19 protein-coding genes are annotated in these 17884 nt (G+C 46.8%); 6 read left to right on the top strand and 13 right to left on the bottom strand.

The window, feature by feature from the left end; genetic code table 11:
- Positions 1–6: 6 nt before the first annotated feature.
- Together prfA and hemA are read right to left on the bottom strand one after the other, a co-directional pair.
- Positions 7–1086, bottom strand: a complete 1080-nt coding sequence (gene prfA / locus ICN15_RS06655; RefSeq protein WP_216201930.1) for a peptide chain release factor 1 — start codon at positions 1084–1086, stop codon at positions 7–9.
- Positions 1087–2403 (bottom strand): glutamyl-tRNA reductase, encoded by a 1317-nt coding sequence (gene hemA / locus ICN15_RS06650; protein ID WP_216201928.1) that lies wholly within the window; start codon positions 2401–2403, stop codon positions 1087–1089.
- Positions 2404–2444: 41 nt separating this feature from the next.
- Between hemA and ICN15_RS06645 the strand changes: the two genes are divergently transcribed.
- Complete coding sequence (locus tag ICN15_RS06645) at positions 2445–2702, top strand: hypothetical protein (RefSeq protein WP_216201927.1); 258 nt, start codon at positions 2445–2447, stop codon at positions 2700–2702.
- Here the strand turns inward: ICN15_RS06645 and ICN15_RS06640 are convergent, their stop codons facing one another.
- From ICN15_RS06640 to ICN15_RS06625, 4 genes are read right to left on the bottom strand one after another with little or no spacing between them, the layout of a single operon-like run.
- Positions 2703–3470 carry a uracil-DNA glycosylase gene (locus tag ICN15_RS06640; protein WP_216201925.1) on the bottom strand — a complete coding sequence of 256 codons (768 nt, stop codon included), beginning with the start codon at positions 3468–3470 and terminating at the stop codon, positions 2703–2705.
- Complete coding sequence (locus ICN15_RS06635; RefSeq protein WP_255532901.1) at positions 3470–5254, bottom strand: M61 family metallopeptidase; 1785 nt, start codon at positions 5252–5254, stop codon at positions 3470–3472. Before ICN15_RS06635 ends, ICN15_RS06640 begins: the two co-directional genes overlap by 1 nt.
- Before the next feature lie 4 nt (positions 5255–5258).
- Complete coding sequence (locus ICN15_RS06630; RefSeq protein WP_216862807.1) at positions 5259–5993, bottom strand: DsbC family protein; 735 nt, start codon at positions 5991–5993, stop codon at positions 5259–5261.
- The gene (locus ICN15_RS06625) at positions 5986–7260 is read right to left on the bottom strand and encodes an FAD-dependent monooxygenase (RefSeq protein ID WP_216201923.1); all 1275 of its coding nucleotides are present in this window, start codon (positions 7258–7260) and stop codon (positions 5986–5988) included. Before ICN15_RS06625 ends, ICN15_RS06630 begins: the two co-directional genes overlap by 8 nt.
- Before the next feature lie 39 nt (positions 7261–7299).
- On the opposite strand from ICN15_RS06625, the gene ychF reads away from it, so the two are divergent.
- Entirely contained in the window at positions 7300–8394 is a 1095-nt protein-coding gene (gene ychF / locus ICN15_RS06620) for a redox-regulated ATPase YchF (protein WP_216201921.1), read from the top strand.
- Positions 8395–8487: 93 nt separating this feature from the next.
- On the opposite strand, the gene ICN15_RS06615 is transcribed toward ychF, so the two are convergent.
- Positions 8488–8838, bottom strand: a complete 351-nt coding sequence (locus ICN15_RS06615; RefSeq protein ID WP_216201920.1) for a hypothetical protein — start codon at positions 8836–8838, stop codon at positions 8488–8490.
- Between the two features lie 123 nt (positions 8839–8961).
- On the opposite strand from ICN15_RS06615, the gene ICN15_RS06610 reads away from it, so the two are divergent.
- Complete coding sequence (locus tag ICN15_RS06610) at positions 8962–9525, top strand: hypothetical protein (protein WP_216201919.1); 564 nt, start codon at positions 8962–8964, stop codon at positions 9523–9525.
- Here the strand turns inward: ICN15_RS06610 and trpC are convergent.
- From trpC to rpe, 5 genes are read right to left on the bottom strand one after another with little or no spacing between them, the layout of a single operon-like run.
- A complete protein-coding gene (trpC, locus tag ICN15_RS06605; protein WP_216201917.1) occupies positions 9522–10325 on the bottom strand; it encodes an indole-3-glycerol phosphate synthase TrpC in 804 nt (267 codons plus the stop codon). The two genes, ICN15_RS06610 and trpC, sit on opposite strands and share 4 nt — an antisense overlap.
- Positions 10326–10336: 11 nt before the next feature.
- The gene (gene trpD / locus ICN15_RS06600) at positions 10337–11359 is read right to left on the bottom strand and encodes an anthranilate phosphoribosyltransferase (protein WP_216201916.1); all 1023 of its coding nucleotides are present in this window, start codon (positions 11357–11359) and stop codon (positions 10337–10339) included.
- 5 nt (positions 11360–11364) lie between these two features.
- Entirely contained in the window at positions 11365–11931 is a 567-nt protein-coding gene (locus ICN15_RS06595; protein WP_216201914.1) for an aminodeoxychorismate/anthranilate synthase component II, read from the bottom strand.
- Entirely contained in the window at positions 11915–13420 is a 1506-nt protein-coding gene (gene trpE / locus ICN15_RS06590; protein WP_216201913.1) for an anthranilate synthase component I, read from the bottom strand. Before trpE ends, ICN15_RS06595 begins: the two co-directional genes overlap by 17 nt.
- A complete protein-coding gene (gene rpe / locus ICN15_RS06585; protein WP_216201911.1) occupies positions 13420–14145 on the bottom strand; it encodes a ribulose-phosphate 3-epimerase in 726 nt (241 codons plus the stop codon). The genes trpE and rpe overlap by 1 nt, the downstream gene beginning before the upstream one ends.
- A gap of 49 nt (positions 14146–14194) precedes the next feature.
- Here rpe and apaG point away from each other — a divergent pair, with 49 nt between their 5' ends.
- The 3 genes from apaG to ICN15_RS06570 all read left to right on the top strand — a co-directional run bounded on the left by apaG (position 14195) and on the right by ICN15_RS06570 (position 16651).
- Positions 14195–14569 (top strand): Co2+/Mg2+ efflux protein ApaG, encoded by a 375-nt coding sequence (apaG, locus tag ICN15_RS06580; protein ID WP_216201909.1) that lies wholly within the window; start codon positions 14195–14197, stop codon positions 14567–14569.
- Positions 14570–14896: 327 nt separating this feature from the next.
- The gene (locus tag ICN15_RS06575; protein WP_255532900.1) at positions 14897–15850 is read left to right on the top strand and encodes a murein transglycosylase A; all 954 of its coding nucleotides are present in this window, start codon (positions 14897–14899) and stop codon (positions 15848–15850) included.
- Between the two features lie 24 nt (positions 15851–15874).
- Positions 15875–16651 carry an enoyl-CoA hydratase gene (locus ICN15_RS06570; protein ID WP_216201907.1) on the top strand — a complete coding sequence of 259 codons (777 nt, stop codon included), beginning with the start codon at positions 15875–15877 and terminating at the stop codon, positions 16649–16651.
- Between the two features lie 32 nt (positions 16652–16683).
- Here ICN15_RS06570 and ICN15_RS06565 read toward each other — a convergent pair whose 3' ends face one another.
- On the bottom strand, positions 16684–17880 hold the full coding sequence (locus ICN15_RS06565; protein ID WP_216201906.1) for a M20 aminoacylase family protein: 1197 nt from the start codon (positions 17878–17880) through the stop codon (positions 16684–16686).
- Between the last annotated feature and the right edge of the window lie 4 nt (positions 17881–17884).

The following is a 17884-nucleotide window of genomic DNA, read 5'->3' as shown; positions in this document are numbered from 1 at the left end:
GCTAAATTAAGTATCACCTAATGCTGCAAGCAGTTCTGCTTGATGTTCAGATGCGAGCGCATTGCAAAGATCATCCAAATCTCCATCCATCATGGCATCAATTTTATAGAGCGTCAGGTTGATGCGATGGTCGGTAATTCGACCCTGTGGAAAGTTGTACGTACGAATTCGGTCACTACGGTCGCCTGTGCCCACCAAAGACTTTCTGGTTTGGGCTTCTAGTTGATGCTTTTCACGTTCGCGTGCATCCATAATGCGGGACACCAATACTTTCATCGCTTGTTCACGATTGCGATGCTGACTACGATCATCTTGGCACTCAACCACTGTGCCTGTAGGTAAATGAGTGATGCGTACTGCCGAATCTGTTTTATTAATATGCTGACCACCAGCACCCGAAGCTCTAAAAGTATCGATGCGCAGTTCGGCGGGGTTAATTTTTACGGCCTCAAGCTCATCTGCCTCAGGCATCACGGCCACAGTACAAGCTGACGTATGTATACGACCTTGAGTTTCTGTTTGGGGCACACGTTGAACACGGTGGCCACCAGATTCAAATTTGAGACGGGAATAAACCGATTGGCCAACCAGACGCAAGACCACTTCTTTGAAGCCACCTAGGTCAGATTCAGCGGCATTCACTACTTCCACCTTCCAGCCTTGGCGCTCCGCAAAGCGCGTGTACATTCTCAGAAGGTCGCTAGCGAAGAGTGCGCTCTCATCACCACCAGTACCTGCACGAATTTCTAAGAAGACATTACGTTCATCGTTGACATCTTTGGGTAGCAGGAGTTTTTGTAAAATTCCCTCAAGCTTTTCCATGGTGACCTGAGCTTGCTTTTGCTCTTCATCGGCAAACTCTTTCATTTCAGGATCTTTGCGCATCTCTTCAGCAGCTTGTGCGTCTGCCTCAGCCTGTTTGTATAGGCCAAATTGCTCCACTACCGTTGCAATATCAGAATGCTCACGTGTGAGCTTCCGATAGTTGTCCATATCTTTGGTGGACTCTTCGGTAGTTAATAAGGAATTGAGTTCGGCTAAGCGCGTATCTAGGTGGTCTAGCTTAGCCCGCATGCTGGGCTTCATCTAATGGTCTTCTGGCTTAGAGTGTGAGGTGAATAATTTAGGTAGCAACTTAATCAGGGCGTCACGCTCAGCGCCATTGGAGTGTTGTAAAGCATGCAATGAGCCATGCAAGAACTTGTTAGTTAATCCTTGCGCCATGGCATTCAGCACTTCTTGAGGGTCATCACCACGCATTAATCGTTTCATGGCGCGATCGAGTTCTAGTTGCCTGAGGTGTTCACCTTGCTGTTGAATATCTTGAATGAGCGGTACTGTCTTACGACCTTGCATCCAGTGCATAAAATTGCCGACACGGTCTTCAATAATTGCCTCAGCTTGACTAACTGCCGCTTGACGTAAAGAGGCGCCCGTTTGAATCATGGTACCTAAATCATCAACTGTATAGAGGTAAACGTCAGCCAGCCTGGATATTTCTGGTTCAAAGTCGCGCGGTACTGCTAAGTCAATCATGACTATTGGCTTACGGCGGCGTTGTTTCAATGCACTCTCCACCATGCCTAGGCCAATGATAGGAAGTGAAGATGCGGTACTCGAAATAACAATGTCAAATTCGTGAAGGCGGCTTGGCAGCTCAGAGAGTTTTAATGATTCTGCTTCAACATCCTGAATAGAGATTGAGTCTGCTAATTCTTGGCCACGTTCAATCGTACGATTGGCAATTGCAACCCCTTTGGGTTTGCGTGCAACAAAATGGGTAGCGCATAAGGTAATCATATCGCCAGCACCAATAAACAATACCCTTTGGTCGGCAATGGTTTCAAAGATGCGTTCTGCCAAGCGAACTGAGGCGGCCGCCATGGAGATAGAGTGAGCACCGATTTCTGTAGACCCTCTTACCTCTTTGGCAACAGCAAATGTTTTTTGAAAGAGTTGATTGAGATAGGTGCCTAAGACGCCTGCATCATTTGCAGTGCGTACAGCATCTTTCATTTGACCCAGAATTTGGGTCTCACCAATCACCATGGAGTCTAATCCGCAGGCAACTCTAAAGGCATGACGTACGGCATCGGATTGCGGGAGAGAATAAATGTGGGGCTCTAAACTGCTTGGGGCTACTTGTTGTGTTTTGGCTAGCCAGTCAAAAGTCGCTTCATGCAAGAGGCTAGCTGCATCTGCATCATTGGCAGCGCAATACACCTCGGTACGGTTACAGGTTGACAAGATGGTGGCTTCGGGCAGGCCGGCTTGATTCGCGCCAACGAGATGTTGGCGAAGATCGTGCAACGCTTCCTGAAGAAATGCGGGGTCAAAGGCGACCTTTTCCCGAATGGCGACCGGCGCTGTGTGATGATTGATGCCAAGTGTCAACAACTTCATAATGGTGATTATAGATTTGAGATGGCATTCATGGGGGCGCAATGGGATTTTTGGCTTTTCTGGTGATTGGTGGCTTATCTGGTGTATTTGCCTGGGTGTTCTACCCGAGGGCGAAAATAGCCAAACGACAACTTAAAAAAATCCTCGTAGCTTTTTTGATTGGCTTCCTAGTTGCCGTAACTAGCTCCTATGCGGGGCAATTTTTAGGGCTATTTCAGTTAGGACAGATGCTGGAGTGGCTAAGCGCTGTGGTGGCTTCTTGCCTTGCTGCTTGCTTATATGCTGCCGCGGTTAAGTAATTAATCAAATAAAGTGGTTTGAGGTGCGGTTTCAGGGTTTGGTTCAATCCAGACAATGGGTAACTCTTGGTGCTTCAATAGCCATTCATTTGCCTTCGCAAAATGACCGCAACTTACTTTTCCACCTGGCTGCAAGAACGGACGATCTGTTTTGTAGACCCCCAGCCCGGATGGGTGTGAGGATTGCAAAATTAATGGATCAATGCCTGATTCAATGAGAGGGAGCTTAGATTGAGCATGTCCACCCCAGAGCATCCACACTAGGTGTGGCTTTTGCTGCGCTAAGGCACTAATAAGCTTATCAATGAGGGGTTTCCAGCCAAGGTTGGTATGACTACCTGCTTCTCCTAATTTCACACTCAGAGCGGTATTCAGGAGAAGTACACCTTGCTCAGCCCATGTATGAAGATCGCCGTGAGGCAGAGCCCCAAAACCCTCAATCGCAAGTGCTTTACTGATGTTGCGTAGTGAGCTAGGAAATTGCCGGGAGTTGCTTGGGATATCTCTGGGGATGGAAAAAGCCAATCCCTGTGCGAGTCCGGGAGAGTGATACGGATCCTGTCCTAAGATCACCACTTTGACATTAGCTAACGGGGTTAGTGCAAGCGCTTTAAAGAAATTCTGTGGCTCAGGTCGAATTTGATCTGCGTTTTGATTCAGTTCGGAACGTAGATTGGTTTGTAGTGCTTGCCACTCCGGCGATTCAAAATAATCACCAAGCAGAGCGCGCCAGTCTTCGGGAATATCAGCTGCAGAAAATAAGGGCATTACTCAGTAGGAGTCAAAGCATATTGAGTGGGTAATTGATCATCCTCAAGCACCATCATGCACTCGTGTTCCAAATCATCGCGATAAAAACAAATCTGAATCAGCTGTTCTGGGATGAGGCTAGATAAAACCTTTTCCCAACGAGCAGCTGTAATGCGTTCACCGTTGATGCTAGCAAGCAGATCACCTGGAGCCAGCCCTGCGAGTTGTGCAGCCCCACCATCTAATACATGCGTTACTTTTAACCAGCCGTTGGTATCGCTATGACGTAAGCCCAGTTGCAATTTGATTTGCTCAAGATTGGAATGGGATTGAAGTTGAACCGAAATGGTTTTTGGGTCAAACCACTGCTGAATGGGAATGTCCTCTACATCAAAAATATAGCGTGACTTGAATTCATTCCAAGTTTTTTTGAAGGCTTTGCCAAGGAGTTGATGAATCAACTCGTCTAAACCATCTTCAGCAATACCCTCTAAGGTGACTCCATGGGTTTGCCAGATTAGACGCATTAAATCGTCTAAAGATTGACGATGATTTGTAAATGCGCGAATCTTCAGGTCCAGTCCCAGGGCAAGTAGTGCACCTTTACCGTAATAGCTCACTACTGCATTTGGTGTGTTCTCATCGGCCTGATAGTACTTGGTCCAGGCATCAAAGGAGCTGTCAGCTAAGCTTTGTTTCAGCCTTCCTGGGCCACGCAGAATGGCATTCCAATTATTCACTACGAGCTTCAGGTAGGTTTTGAGATCAATCCGTTTGCTACGTAAGAGTTGTAAATCATCGTAATAACTAGTGAAGCCCTCAAACAACCAAAGCAGACGAGTATGGTTTCTGCGATCCAGTTGGTAAGGCTGAAATGCTTTAGGTTGAATGCGCTTCACTAGCCAGGTATGAAAGTATTCATGACTGCAGAGCCCTAAAAATTCACGATATGCCGTTTCATCTAGTGGGGTATTTACCTGGGGAATCTGATCGCGAGGGCAAAGCAGAGCGGTGCTATTGCGATGCTCGAGTCCACCATATCCGGCAAGCACTGCATTGACTAAAAATAGATAGTTTTGGAAAGGAGCTGTTTTAGTCTTGGGCTCAAATAGATTGATTGTGCAAGTACAAATTGCTTGGAGATCTGTAGCTAAACGCTCAAGGTCAATCTCATGAACACAGCCTTGGATCGCCATGCTGTGTGAAACACCATTAGATTTCCAGTGGGCAATCTGAAACTCACCCATCGCAATCGGATGATCCAATAAGTCATCATAGTTCTTGGCTAGATAAAAGCCATAGCCCTGTAAATCTATTTTGACCGGCCGTAATCCAGTCTGCACAGTCCAATGAATGGTAGAGGCATCTTTGGGTGGTATCAACACTAAAGCACAAGGTAAGCCCTCTTGGCCTTTGACGCTCAAACATAAGCTACTGGGATTAATAAATGCCCGTTCAGTGTCCAGATAAGCAGCGCGTACCGAGGGATCAAATGCATATACCGTTGTCAGAATGTCTACGGGACCAACTACGCTGGGTAGGCGCCACTGATCGTTATCAATCCGCTCAAGCACTAACGCTTCATTGGGCTTGCCTACCGCAAAGGCTTCAATAGTTTCGATTTGCTTACTGAAATCCCGAATCAAATAACTACCCGGAATCCAGGCAGGCATTTGTAAAACTTGCCCATCAGGCATTGGGTTCTCAATCCGTAACTTCACCTGAAAACGGTGGCCATGTAGATCTGCAGACCAAATCGTATATTGAATTTCAGGTAAATCAGAGGTGTTCATGGTGTTCATCGCTTTACTTCAGGCTACTAAATTTCTTTTCGATATCGGTGATTTGTACGGCACCTGGAAAGCGACTGCCATCAGTGAAGAAGAGGGTAGGTGTGCCAGTAACACCATATGTTTTGGCGAAAGCCATATTTTTATCGAGCGGCGTAGTGCAATCACTTTTACCGCTCGGCGCAATACCATTAATCATCCAATCGATATAGGTTTTTTGTGGGTCAGCAGAGCACCAAATTTGTTTGGATTTCTGTGCAGAGTCAGCAGACAGAATTGGAATGAGATAGGTATAGATCGTGACGTTATCTAATTGCTGCAAAGATTTCTCTAAACGTTTGCAATATCCACAATTGGGATCAGAAAAAACGGCTAACTGTCTGCCGCCATTACCGCGGACTACTTTTAAGGCATTGGATGGGTTTAGCTCAGACCATTTAATGCGATTGAGGTCAGCTTGCTTTTGCTCGGTAATATTTTTTCCCGTAGCAATTTCAATGATTTCCCCTTGGATTAGGTATTTGCTATTGGAATCGGTATAAAAAATCTCATTTCCAACTAGCACTTCATAAATACCAGTAATAGGCGAGGGAGAAACACTTTTAATTTTCGTAGTTGGACCAACCTTCTTTTGGAGATCAGATCGAATTTGTTGATCTGATTGCGCTTGAACTGTTCCTACAAAAAGGCTGAGGAGACTAAGGAGGCTAAGGAGGCTAACAAGAGCGATAGTAGAAAAGTGTTTATTCAAAATCAATGTCTCCGAGAGCGCGTTCAATTAAGCGCCGTTTAATAAAGTGGCTACGATTCACCATACCTAATCCCCAATTACGTAATTGCTTTTCAGTGCCACTGCTGGCTGAAAATAACTTCTTGAGTTTATCTGTCACCCACAAGAGTGCGCTTGTATCGCCCTGACGTTGACGTTCATAACGACGCAAAAGTACTTTATCGTTCAGCATTCGAAAGGATTCTCGTTTGCCCAAAATATGAAGCAGGGTAGCAACATCCCTCAACCCTAAGTTCAGGCCCTGTCCCGCTAAGGGGTGCATGACGTGGGCTGAATCTCCAATCAGCACAACCTTGGGATTTACTTCTGGACCAATAAAACGACTTGCCTGAATTCTTCTGAGGGGAAATGCTGCAGGCATGGAGTTGAGAGTGAGCGTGCCAAGTTGGTCAATGATCGCGCCATTGGCAATCGAAGAAAATCTTTGCGACCAGGCTGCTTGATCTAGCTTGAGAAGATCTGCAGCATTTTCAGGTGAGGTTGACCACACCATGGAGACTTGTTTGTTCGGTAGCGGTAACATCGCCACAATATCCCCACCTGATAAAAACCATTGATAGGCAGTTTCTAGGTGCGCATGAGTACATTTCCAGTTAGCAACCACAGCACTTTGTGAGTAGCTTTCTTCTTTGATTGAAATGCCTAATTCAGTGCGAATAGGTGAGTTGGCACCATCAGCAGCAATGACGAGTTGGGCTTGCAAGGTAGCACCATTGTTGAGGTGAAGTATTGCCTCCGTAGAGTCCACTTCAATGCGTTCCACTACACCGGTGATGCGTTCTAATTTATTTTGAAAGCGTGAAGCTTGATCTAGAGTGTGCTCAATGATGTTGGATTCACCGATCCAAGCCAACTGAGGCGTTCCTGCTTCGAAGGCAGAAAGGTGCAGTTGGTCATGCTTTTCTCCACGATCGCCAAAAATTCGCATATCCCGGACGGGCTGCATACGGCCTTGATCAAGGGCATCCCACAATTGCAATTGGGCCAGCAATTTCTGGGTGCTTGGAGAAAAAGCATAAATACGCTGACCCCATTCAGTGCCTTGTGGGGCCGGAATGGTCTGATCTAGGTCGGGAGCGATTTGAATGGTTTGAAGCCCAAGTTGAGCAAGGCCTAGTGCACAAGCCTTGCCGACGACGCCTCCGCCCACAACGACGACATCAACGACTCTCATCGGAGAGGTATTTTTAGGTAATTTGACGGGGGTATTTTGGTGAACATCTGACATAACTCGATGATATCGAAACTAGCCCTTTACAATACGGGCATGTCTTTAAAATGTGGCATCGTCGGCCTGCCTAATGTCGGCAAATCTACCCTCTTTAACGCGCTTACCAAGGCTGGAATCGCGGCGGAGAACTATCCTTTCTGCACAATCGAGCCAAACGTAGGCGTGGTTGAGGTTCCTGATCCCCGTCTAGCTGCCCTATCTGAGATCGTCAGTCCTGAACGCATCGTCCCTGCAGCCGTCGAATTTGTCGATATTGCCGGTCTGGTGGCCGGAGCATCCAAGGGGGAGGGGCTTGGGAATCAATTTCTAGCGAATATTCGGGAAACGGACGCCATTACTCATGTGGTGCGTTGTTTCGAGGATGCTAATGTCATTCACGTCGCCGGAAAAATTGACCCCATCTCCGATATTGGCGTAATCGATACCGAGCTGGCATTGTCTGACTTAACCACGGTTGAGAAAACACTCCAGCGCTCCACTAAGGCTGCCAAGTCAGGAAATGACAAAGATGCTGCTGCATTAGTGGCCGTGCTCACTAAGGTGCAAGCACACCTAGATCAAGCGCTCCCCGTACGCAGTATGAAACTGACCGAAGATGAACAGCTAATCCTCAAGCCACTTTGCTTAATTACCGCAAAGCCAGCGATGTATATCGCCAATGTCAAAGAAGATGGTTTTACCAATAATCTCCATTTAGAAGCAGTCTTAAAACATGCGGCTAAAGAAGGTGCCCCAGTGGTGGCAGTCTGCGCTGCAATTGAAGCAGAAATCGCTGATTTAGATGATGCGGACAAGATTGAGTTTTTGGCCGACCTCGGTATGGAAGAGTCAGGATTAGATCGTGTGATTCGTGCGGGATACAAATTATTGGGCTTACAAACTTACTTTACTGCGGGCGTGAAAGAGGTTCGAGCCTGGACCATTCACCAAGGTGACACTGCTCCCCAAGCTGCTGGGGTGATTCATACCGATTTTGAGCGTGGCTTTATTCGTGCGCAAACAATTGCTTTTGAAGACTTTGTGCAGTTCAAAGGTGAGGCTGGCGCAAAAGAAGCCGGTAAGATGCGTGCCGAAGGTAAAGAGTATGTTGTAAAAGATGGCGACGTACTGAACTTCTTATTTAACGTTTAAAACAGAGACTGTTAATAAAAAAGCACTTAGTTTGCTAAGTGCTTTTTGCTTTTCCATCTGTGGAGCGCGATGGTAACCACCATTAACGGGGCTTTAACTTGCTTTGACTGCCTTTTCTAGGCATTTAGAAATCTCTTCATAGCGCTTGATAGCGCTCTTGGTCGGAATTACTTCTTTCTTACGACCATCTTCATTCGCAATCATCTTGATATAACCCATCGCACTCAGGTTCTTGAGACGCCCGTGAAGCGTAGCCTGGGAGCCAATCTCAGCCATAGAAATAAGATCACCCACCAAAATTGACTGTTTGGCATGAAAGCTCAATAGGATGTTATCCAACAAACTTTCTTCAATCGAATCCAGTTTCTTGCCTGGATTCATACGGTCCAGGGCATCGATTAAGTTTAAAAATCGGATGTAGTAAGAGGGTTTAGTGGTTAACATTTTTTAAATTAAAGATTGCTTAAATTTTAGGGCTTATAGCCCAAGGGTAAACCTTAGTATATTCCGAAATAATTTGAAGGGTGATATTAAAATACTAATTTAAAGCCAAATCTGCTGCTATTGATGAAAAATATCCTCCCAGAATGGATAACCGGTTTTTTAGTTAGCGCCTTAACTTACGCAGCCCTCTTCTATTTCAATAACTGGATTACAAGCGACTTGTCTTATGGCTTGGGAGTGAACTGGATTTATCTTCCTGCTGGTCTACGTTTATTTCTAACACTCGTTTTTGGCCTATCAGGCGCTATTGGCATTGCCATTGCTTCTTTTCTAATTAGTTATTTCGGTGAATTACCGCCTGATCTCACAACCTGCATCGGCGTAGGCTTGATATCAGGTTTTGCACCTTACTTGGCCAAAATATTTGTAGCGAGCAATGTGCAAATCTCATCTGATCTTAGTGGGCTCACATTGCAAAAATTGATGGCATGTATTTTGATTTATGCCCTCTTAAGCGCTGGTTTGCATCAGTGGTGGTTTTCTTCGCGAGGACTTGACCAGGCTGGAAGCATCAATCACTTCTTGGTGATGTTTATTGGAGATGTCCTCGGAACTTTACTGCTCATCGCTTTGATCAAGTATGGTTTAAACCTGATAAAGCGGGGGGGGGGGATTAAAGCGCTTTAGCTAAATAGCGCACTCAAAGCGACTCCAGGATCGCTTGCACGCATAAAGGCTTCGCCCACTAAGAACGCATTCACCTGATGATCACGCATGAGTTGCACGTCAGCGCGACTCATAATGCCTGATTCGGTAACCAAGGTTTTTCCAGTAGGAACCATTGAGAGTAATGACAGTGTAGTTTGAAGCGTTACTTCAAAGGTTTTAAGATTGCGATTATTGATTCCAAGTAAAGGTGTTTTGAGCTTTAAGGCCTGCTCTAATTCGGAGGCATTATGCACTTCAACCAATACATCCAAGCCAAGCTCATGCGCACAGGCTTCAAGCTCTTTCATTTGATTGAGCTCAAGGCAGGCCACAATTAATAAAATAGCATCAGCACCAATAGCCCTTGCTTCGTAGACTTGATAGGGGTCGATCGTAAAGTCTTTACGCAGCACCGGAATGCTACAGGCAGCTCTGGCTGCTTGAAGATAGATATTGGATCCCTGGAAATAATCCCTATCCGTCAGAACCGATAAACAAGCTGCACCATGTTTTTCATAGGACTGAGCAATCTCGGCTGGATCAAAATGTTCCCTTAAGATGCCTTTACTAGGACTCGCTTTCTTAATCTCTGTGATCACACCAGCTTTGCCAGCGACTATTTTTTTCTGGATGGATTGAATAAAGCCGCGCGGCTGTAATGCAACAGTGCGATTATTTTCTTCAGCCAGATCACGCTGGTTTGCTAAAGATATTTTGACTGAATCTGCACCAAGCTCAATCTTTTTAGTGGCAATAATTTTGTCGAGGATGTCGCTCATGAAGATCTTAATTAATGTTGGGTTGCAGCTATAAATTGGTCTAGCTTTTGACGGGCTGCACCTGATCCAATCGCGGCCTGAGCCATCTGAATGCCACTAGCGATACTTGGTGCGACATCGGCTACATAAAGGACTGCGCCTGCATTGAAGCAAACAATATCGCTTGCCGGACCTGGAGTTTGATTGAGAACATCTAAAACAATGGCTTTAGACTCCTCGGCATTGGCTACCTTAAAGCTATTGGTCAGCGCTGTGTTCAAGCCAAAGTCTTTTGGATGAATTTCATACTCGCGGACTACGCCATCCTTGAGCTCACCGACTAAGGTTGGGCCTTCAAGAGAGATTTCATCTAAACCATCTCGGCCGTAAACCACTAGTGCGTGGTCCATACCCATCGCTTGCAATACACGCGCCTGAATGCCGACTAAATCCGCATGAAATACGCCCATCAGGATGCGTTTAGCATCTGCTGGATTAGTTAATGGGCCCAAGATATTGAAGATGGTGCGCACGCCCAAATCTTTACGTATAGGTACTACATTTTTCATGGCGGGATGATGGTTAGGGGCAAACATAAAGCCGGCCCCAACCTCTGCAATACATTTTGCTACTTGCTCGGGAGAAAGTGATAGCTTCACACCTAAAGATTCTAGAATATCGGCGCTACCCGATTTACTGCTCACACTACGATTACCATGCTTCGCAATTTTTGCACCTGCAGCTGCTGCAACAAACATGGCTGCCGTAGAAATATTGAAAGTGTGCGCACCATCTCCGCCAGTACCAACTACATCGACTAAATTTTTTCTATCTTCTATATGAACTGGTGTCGCAAACTCACGCATAACTTGAGCAGCTGCAGCGATTTCACCCACAGTCTCTTTTTTGGTGCGCAGGGCAACCAATAGTCCTGCCACCAACGCGGGGGGCATCTCACCACTCATGATCAAGCGCATCATCGCCGCCATCTCATCATGAAAGAGCTCGCGGTGTTCAATACAGCGTTGCAATGCTTCTTGTGGGGTAATTGGCATGGTAATTATTTAGCTTGCAGAAAATTCTTGAGGAGCGCATGACCCTGCTCAGAAAGAATGGATTCTGGATGAAATTGCACGCCTTCAACCGCAAGTTCTTTGTGGCGTACACCCATAATTTCACCATCAGAGGATGTGGCGGTGATTTCAAGAACGCTAGGTAAAGAGCTCTTTTCAATTGCAAGGGAGTGATAGCGCGTTACCTTAAAGGGATTTGGTAGGTTTTTAAAGACACCTACCCCAGTGTGATAAATATCATCCGTTTTGCCATGCATTACTTTTTGAGCGCGAATGATTTTTCCACCAAAGGCTTCGCCAATGGCTTGATGCCCAAGACAGACTCCCAGAATCGGAATCTGTCCTGCATAGCGTTGAATCGTAGCTACAGAAATACCGGCTTCTGCAGGACTACAGGGTCCAGGTGAAATACAAATGCGTGCAGGCTTCAGGTTGGCAATGCCTTCAACCGCAATCTCATCGTTACGTAATACTTTTACTTCCTCTCCCAGCTCTGCAAAGTATTGAACGAGGTTATAGGTAAACGAATCGTAGTTATCAATCATGAGGAGCATCGAGTCCTCCTTGCACTAAATCAGCTGCCATTAAAACTGCTCGGGCTTTGACTTCAGTTTCTTTCCATTCGGCGGTAGGATCCGAATCTGCCACAACACCAGCACCCGCTTGAGAATGCAAGACGCCATCCCGAATCACGCCAGTGCGAATGGCAATGGCGACATCCATGTCACCAGAGAAGGAGAGGTAGCCGACCGCACCACCATACACACCGCGTTTAACAATTTCCATTTCATCAATAATTTCCATCGCCCGAATTTTTGGGGCGCCCGATAAAGTCCCTGCTGGGAAGGTCGCGCGTAGGACATCCATATTACTCATATTGTCTAATAATTCGCCTTCAACAGAGCTCACAATGTGTTGGACGTGAGAGTACTTCTCGATGGACATCGAATCCGTTACTTTAACGGTGCCTGTTTTGGCAATTCGGCCGACATCGTTGCGAGCTAGATCGATCAACATGACATGCTCAGCAATCTCTTTCGGATCAGCCAGTAATTCCTTTGCAAGGCGCTCATCTTCTTCAGTCGTGATGCCCCGTGGGCGCGTACCGGCAAGCGGACGAATGGTGACTATTTTCTGTGCTTCACGCTGCTCTTGGCGTACTAAGATCTCTGGTGAGGAGCCTACAACTTGCAAGTCGCCAAAGTCGTAAAAATACATATAAGGCGAAGGATTGAGCGAGCGTAGCGCTCTGTAGAGAGCGAGTGGTGAGTCTGTGAAAGGTTTGCTAATGCGTTGTCCAATCACCACCTGCATGCAGTCGCCAGCCAAAATATATTCTTTAGTTTTGCGTACCGCATTTTCAAAATCTGCCGCTTTAAACTTTCGAATCAATTCTGTCTTAGTGCTTGGTAATGAGGCTGGCATGCTGACTGGCTTACTTAAGCAAGCCAGTAATTCTTGTAATCTAGCCTGACCTTTCTCAAAGCTACCTACAGCGCTAGGATCGGCATACACAATCAAATAGATGCGACCAGCAACGTTATCAATCACTGCTAACTCCTCAGTGAGCATCAGCTGAATATCTGGAACGCCCAACTCATCCGGTAGCTGATATTTGGCTAAGCGCGGTTCAATATAGCGTACGGTGTCATATCCAAAGTAACCTGCAAGACCGCCACAGAAGCGGGGCAACCCCGGTTGAACGGCAACCTTGAAACGCTTAAAGTAGGCGTCTACAAAGTCTAATGGATTGTCACGATTGGTTTCAATGACTTGGTCATTAAAAAGGACTTCAGTGAGTGGGGCATCTGGCATACCCACAGTTCTTAAAACTGTTTTAGCTGGCAAGCCAATGAATGAGAAGCGCCCGAAGCGCTCGCCACCGAGAACGGATTCAAGTAAGTAGGTATTTTTTTGACCAAAGGCTTGTGTCAGTTTGACGTAAAGCGATAGAGGCGTCTCTAAGTCTGCCAACACTTCTTTTACTAAGGGAATGCGATTAAAACCCTGTTTTGCTAGGGCAAGAAATTCTTCATGCTGCATTACGCTTTTCCTGACGTCGCTAGTTCTGCACGCATCGCTTTAATGACATCAGCATAATTTTCTTTGCCAAAGATTGCGGAGCCAGCAACAAAAGTATCCGCACCCGCTTTGGCTATTTCTGCGATGTTGTCGACTTTAATGCCACCATCGACCTCGAGGCGAATGTGGCGTCCTGTTTCTTGTTCATAACGGTCTAAGCGAGCACGTACTTGAGCAATCTTTTGCAAAGTGCTTGGGATAAATGACTGACCACCAAAACCAGGATTTACTGACATGAGTAAAACGAGGTCGAGTAATTCCAAAGTGTGATCTAGGTGGTGAAGCGGTGTCGCAGGATTTAGAACCAGTCCTGCTTGACATCCCTGATCACGAATGAGGTTAATAGTGCGATCCACATGTGGACTTGCCTCGGGGTGAAAGCTAATCAGATTCGCTCCTGCTTTTGCAAAATCCGGAATCAGGCGATCTACTGGCTCCACCATCAAGTGGACATCGATCATCGCTGGCCTGCCATCTTTTATTGCATGCGGACGAATGGCCTCGCATACCAATGGGCCAATAGTCAGGTTAGGAACGTAATGGTTGTCCATCACATCAAAGTGAATCCAGTCAGCCCCCGCCAACAGAACATCTTGAACTTCTTTGCCAAGACAGGCAAAGTCAGCCGATAAAATGGAAGGGGCGATGACAAACTGGCTCTTTGAGGGTGATTTCTGGCTATCCATCCCTAGATTCTAGCTTGCAGTTGGCTCTAGGATGGAGCAGAATTCGAGCATGAATCCTCACGAAATCACTATTACGGTCAAAACTCAGTACTTGCCAGACCAGTCTGACCCTGATAATCGCCAGTTTGCGTTTGCCTACACAGTCACTATTAGAAACTCTGGCACGGCGAGTATTCAGCTGATTGCGCGCCATTGGTTCATTACTGATGGGGATAATGATGTCCAAGAGGTCCGTGGTTTAGGCGTTGTAGGCCAACAACCCCTGCTTCGCTCCGGAGAGCAGTTTGAGTACACCAGTTGGGCAACGTTGCCGACCCCAGCTGGCACGATGCGTGGGGAGTACTTCTGCGTAACCGAGGAAGCCCAGTTTTTCCAGGCCCCGATTCCAGAATTTGCCCTAGTCATGCCTAGAACCTTGCATTAGACCCCAGTAAAACATTACTTTTTGCCCTTACCAGTCCAAAGGACAATAAATAGGAGAAGGGCTAAAGCAAGTCCCCCCTCTAGAGCAAATAAGATCATGGGGTATTCATCGAGTAAATTGGCAATCATGATTTTTATATCCAAATTAGTATGTCGCGGGAAAGCCACGCGAATCCTTGTCTGCAGTGTATTCGCTATAGCCATTACCAGCCTATTGGCGGCTTGCTCCACCCCTTCCACCCGAGGGTCTAATTACCGCTCTAGTGGTACTGCCCCAAGCTCTTTCAGCTCCCCGATCGCCAACTTTCGATCAGCGTCATGGCAATCTTTGCCCGGCTGGCAAGAAGATGAATTAACGCAAGCCTGGCCTGCTTGGCTCAAGAGTTGTGAGGCTTTACGTAAACGGAGTAGCGAGATTGATTGGCGCTCCGTTTGCGCTCAAGCCAATAGTGTTTCGGGACGCGATGGACAAGCGATTCGCAAGTATTTTGAGGCCAACTTTCAGGTATTCGAAGTGCGCAATAGCGCCACCGGTAATGAATCTGGCCTGATTACCGGTTATTACGAGCCCGTTATGAATGGCTCGCAGACTCGAACTGCGAATTACACCGTTCCTTTGTATGGTCTTCCTACTGCATGGAAGAGCGCTAAACCAAACCCTGCGCCGACACGTGCTGAGTTAATGGGGTCCGGAGTCCTGCGAGGTTCTGAGCTTGCTTGGGTTCAAGATCCTGTTGCCGCTGCTTTTATGCAAATCCAGGGTTCCGGAAAGATTCGGCTTGAAGATGGGCGTGTGTTGCGCCTAGGCTATGCCGGCACGAACGATCAACCATTTAAGTCTTTTGCTCAATGGTTGTTAGACCGTAAAGAAATTACTCGTGGCGAAGCAACGATGCAAGGGATATCTGCATGGGCCAAGCGAAATCCTGGCCGTGTAGAGGAGATGCTAAATGCCAATTCGCGTTTTGTATTTTTTAAGGAGTTGCCAGGTAACGTCAGTGCTGATCTTGGTCCGAATGGTGCTTTAGGAGTGCCATTGACATCTGAACGCAGTATCGCGATTGATTTAAAGGCGATGCCTTTGGGCGCCCCAGTATTTCTGAGCACCACTAAGCCTTTAAGCAGCCAAGCCTTACAAAAATTAGTGATGGCCCAAGATACGGGTAAAGCCATTGTGGGCGGGGTGCGAGCGGATTACTATTGGGGATCAGGAGATTCTGCTGGAGAATTAGCAGGACGCATGAAGCAAGATGGCAAGATGTGGTTATTGTTGCCACGCTGAACAAATCATTTTTGAAAGAGATCCATGACTTACAACACCATATTGACTGAAGTGGATGGCAAGGTTGCTGTCATTACTCTCAATCGCCCGCAAGTATTAAACGCGCTCAATGACGAGTTGATGGATGAATTAGGCGTAGCCTTGTTGGGATTTGATGCGGATGACAATATCGGCTGCATTATTGTGACCGGAAGTGAAAAAGCGTTTGCCGCTGGGGCAGATATTGCCAGTATGGCGAAACGTGATTTGCGTGATGTTTATCGGGGTGACTTTATCTCGCGCAACTGGGAAGAGATGAAGAAGGTACGTAAGCCGGTTATTGCTGCAGTGTCGGGTTACGCGCTTGGTGGAGGTTGTGAACTAGCGATGATGTGCGACACCATTATGGCTGCTGATAATGCAAAGTTTGCTCAGCCAGAAATCAAGTTGGGCATTATTCCTGGCGCTGGTGGTACTCAGCGATTACCACGGGCAGTCTCTAAAGCAAAGGCCATGGATTTGGCTTTGACTGGCCGCATGATGGATGCAATAGAAGCAGAGCGCTCTGGTTTAGTTGCCCGAATTTTCCCCCAAGCGGATCTATTAAAGGAAGTCAAAGCCATTGCAAAAACAATTGCTGACATGCCCTTGCTGACTGCAATGATGGTTAAAGAATCAATCAATACCGCTTACCAAACTACGCTATCAGAAGGGATGCATTTTGAGCGCCGTTTGTTCCACTCGTGCTTTGCGACCAATGATCAAAAAGAGGGTATGGCCGCATTCTTGGAAAAGCGCCCCGCTAAATTTACGAACTCTTAACTCTTTACTTTTAATAATTAGTTAGTAATGAGTTAGTTTGTTTCTAAGTAGCGTTGCGCTAGCTTGACCCAGTAGCTCACGCCCACTGGTATTAATGCGTCATTGAAATCATAGGATGGGTTGTGTAGATGGCATGGACCCATGCCATGACCTTCGGCGCGGTGATCACCGTCGCCATTGCCTAAGAAAACATAGCAACCTGGTTTCTCTAGCAGCATGAATGCAAAGTCCTCGGCTCCCATGGTTGGATCAATGGCGGTATTGACGTTCTGCGCCCCAACGAGTTCGTTCATCACAGCGCTCGCAAACACGACTTCGTTCTCATGATTAATTAGTGGGGGATAGCTTCGGACAAAGCTCACCTCTGCTTGACAATCAAATGCACTGGCTACGTGATGGGAGATTTCTCGTAAGCGCTGCTCAATTAAATCCAACACTTCTATCGTGAATGTGCGAACCGTGCCACCAATAAAAGCACTATCCGGAATGACGTTGCTTGTTTCCCCCGCATGAAATTGGGTAACGGATAAAACGGCTGCATCTACGGGGCGCTTGTTGCGCGTAATGATGCTCTGCAAAGCTTGAACAACTTGAGCGCCTGCCAATACAGGGTCAGCGCTATTGTGTGGCAAGGCAGCATGACCACCTTTGCCGCGGATGGTGATTTCAAATGTATTGCTTGAGGCCATCATTGGTCCTGGAGTCACCCCAAAATGACCTTCTGCAAGACCGGGCCAGTTGTGTAAACCAAAAACGGCATCACAAGGAAATTGCTTAAAGAGTCCATCGTTAATCATTTCTTGTGCACCAGCACCACCTTCTTCGGCCGGCTGAAAAATGAAAATTACTGAGCCTTTGAAATCTCGATGATTGGATAGGTATTGAGCGGCACCCAAGAGCATTGCAGTGTGGCCGTCATGACCGCAAGCATGCATCTTTCCGGGATTTTTTGAGGTGTGCTCAAAGGTATTGTGTTCTTGTAATGGCAGGGCATCCATGTCGGCACGCAGACCCACCATCTTGCCTGTACCCAAGTCACCATCGAGCTTGCCAACCACTCCGGTTTTACCCATGCCGCGATATACCGTAATGCCCCAGCTCGAAAGTGCCTCTGCTACGAGATCGGAGGTGCGATTTTCTTCAAAGCGCAATTCTGGATGTGCATGAATATTGCGGCGAATCTCTTGTATGGCAGATGCGGAGTCGATAATTTCTGGAAGTAATCGCATGGCT

It is taken from the genome of Polynucleobacter sp. CS-Odin-A6, from assembly GCF_018882095.1.
Taxonomy (GTDB): domain Bacteria; phylum Pseudomonadota; class Gammaproteobacteria; order Burkholderiales; family Burkholderiaceae; genus Polynucleobacter.
The sequence above is the reverse complement of the archived record's forward strand: the minus strand, read 5'-3'. Positions and strand labels throughout refer to the sequence as shown.